The sequence below is a fragment of the Streptomyces sp. NPDC007346 genome (genome assembly GCF_040703535.1).
Classification (GTDB): Bacteria; Actinomycetota; Actinomycetes; order Streptomycetales; family Streptomycetaceae; genus Streptomyces.
The window spans coordinates 1-2,641 of record NZ_JBEYKR010000275.1; the positions used below are offsets into that span (position 1 = coordinate 1).

Genomic DNA, 2,641 nt, shown 5'->3' on the forward strand with positions numbered 1-2,641 from the left:
TCCGGGGGCGGGGGCGGGCCGCACGCGGCGGCCCGCCCCCAGGACCACCGGGGGTCAGCGCCCCCGGCCGCCCTGCTTCGGGTCGGTCAGCCCGGCCCGCCGCAGCGCGTCGGCCATCGCGCTGTTCGCCGGAGCCGGTGCGCCCTGCCCCTGCCGGGAGCCGCCGCGCCGGTCGCGGCCGCCGCCCTGACGGCCCTGCCCGCCACCGGAGCCCTGGCCGCCCTGCCCCTGCCGCTGCTTCGGCGGGCGGGCGCCCCGCTCACCGCGCCCCTGCTGCCCGCCGCCGGAGCCGCCGCCCGCGCCCGGCTCGTCGTCCAGCCGCAGCGACAGCGAGATCCGCTTGCGCGGGATGTCGACGTCCATCACCTTGACCTTCACGATGTCCCCGGGCTTCACGACGTCGCGCGGGTCCTTCACGAACGTCTTCGACAGCGCCGACACATGCACCAGACCGTCCTGGTGGACGCCGATGTCGACGAACGCGCCGAACGCGGCCACATTCGTCACGACGCCCTCCAGCACCATGCCGGGCTCCAGGTCGCCGAGCTTCTCGACGCCCTCCTTGAAGGTCGCCGTGCGGAAGGCGGGCCGCGGGTCGCGCCCCGGCTTCTCCAGCTCCTTGAGGATGTCCGTCACGGTCGGCAGACCGAACATGTCGTCCACGAAGTCCGCCGCGCGCAGCGACCGCAGAGCCTCCGCGTTCCCGATCAGGGAGGCGACCTCGCCGCCCGCGGTCTTCCCCATCCGCCGCACCACCGGGTAGGCCTCGGGGTGCACGCTGGAGCCGTCCAGCGGGTCGTCGCCGCCCCGGATCCGCAGGAAGCCCGCGCACTGCTCGTACGCCTTCGGGCCCAGCCGCGCCACGTCCTTGAGCGCCTTGCGGGTGCGGAAGGGGCCGTTGGTGTCGCGGTGCGCCACGATGTTCTCGGCGAGCCCCGAGCTGATCCCCGAGACCCGTGAAAGCAGGGGCGCGGACGCGGTGTTGACGTCCACACCGACACCGTTCACACAGTCCTCGACGACCGCGTCGAGCGAGCGCGAGAGCTTCACCTCGGACAGGTCGTGCTGGTACTGGCCGACGCCGATCGACTTCGGGTCGATCTTCACCAGCTCGGCCAGCGGGTCCTGGAGCCGCCGCGCGATCGAGACCGCCCCGCGCAACGACACGTCCATGTCGGGCAGTTCCTGCGAGGCGAAGGCGGAGGCGGAGTACACCGAGGCGCCCGCCTCCGAGACCATCACCTTGGTGAGCTTCAACTCCGGGTGCTTGTCGATCAGTTCACCGGCGAGCTTGTCCGTCTCGCGGGACGCCGTGCCGTTGCCGATCGCGACCAGGTCGACCGCGTGCTCCTTCGCCAGGCGCGCGAGGGTCGCCAGCGCCTGGTCCCACTTGTTGGCGGGCACGTGCGGGTGGATCACATCGGTGGCCACCACCTTGCCGGTGGCGTCGACGACGGCGACCTTCACCCCCGTACGGAAGCCGGGGTCCAGACCGAGGGTGGCGCGCGTCCCGGCCGGGGCGGCGAGCAGCAGATCACGCAGGTTGGAGGCGAAGACCCGTACCGCCTCGTCCTCGGCCGCCGTGCGCAGCCGCAGCCGCAGGTCGATGCCCAGGTGCACCTGGATCCGGGTCCGCCACGCCCAACGCACCGTGTCCGCCAGCCACTTGTCGCCCGGACGGCCCCGGTCGGCGATCTCGAAGCGGCGGGCGATCATGTTCTCGTACGTGGAGGGGCCCGGCCGCTCGGCGGCCTCCGGCTCCTCCGGCTCCAGGACCAGATCGAGCACGTTCTCCTTCTCGCCGCGCAGCATGGCGAGCACCCGGTGCGAGGGCAGCGCGGTGAACGGCTCAGCGAAGTCGAAGTAGTCGGCGAACTTGGCGCCCGCCTCCTCCTGGCCCTCGCGCACCTTCGCCGCCAGCCGGCCCCGGGTCCACATGCGCTCGCGCAGCTCACCCGTCAGGTCGGCGTCCTCGGAGAACCGCTCGGTGAGGATGGAGCGCGCGCCCTCCAGCGCGGCAGCCGCGTCCGCCACCCCCTTGTCACCGTCGACGAACGCGGCGGCGGCGGCGAGCGGATCGACCGACGGGTCGGTCAGCAGACCGTCCGCCAGCGGTTCGAGCCCCGCCTCCCGGGCGATCTGGGCCTTGGTCCGCCGCTTCGGCTTGAACGGCAGGTAGATGTCCTCCAGGCGCGCCTTGGTCTCGGCACCCCGGATCGCGGCCTCCAGCGCGGCGTCGAGCTTGCCCTGCTCGCGGACGGATTCGAGGATCGACGTACGCCGCTCCTCCAGCTCCCGCAGATACCGCAGCCGCTCCTCGAGCGTGCGCAGCTGCGCGTCGTCGAGCGATTCGGTCGCCTCCTTGCGGTAGCGCGCGATGAACGGCACGGTGGAACCGCCGTCGAGCAGCTCGACGGCCGCCCTGACCTGTCGCTCACGTACGCCGAGCTCCTCGGCGATCCTGCCTTCGATGGACGTCGTCACGGTTTAACCGACTCGCCTTCTCGTACTGGCTGTGCTGGCCGTGCTCGCGATGCCGATGAGCACGTTCTTACCGGGGCGTGGTGATCCCCTTCGCCTGCATTGTGCCGGGTGGCCGGGGGCCGTGTCGCGCGACCTCGTCGAACACGCCCGGAGCCCC

At 72.5% G+C, this 2,641-nt stretch carries 1 protein-coding gene; it reads right to left on the minus strand.

Annotation, left to right across the window (positions count from 1 at the left end):
• Positions 1-54 precede the first annotated feature (54 nt).
• On the minus strand, positions 55-2,484 hold the full coding sequence (locus tag AB0917_RS33900) for a Tex family protein (protein WP_366823552.1): 2,430 nt from the start codon (positions 2,482-2,484) through the stop codon (positions 55-57).
• Between the last annotated feature and the right edge of the window lie 157 nt (positions 2,485-2,641).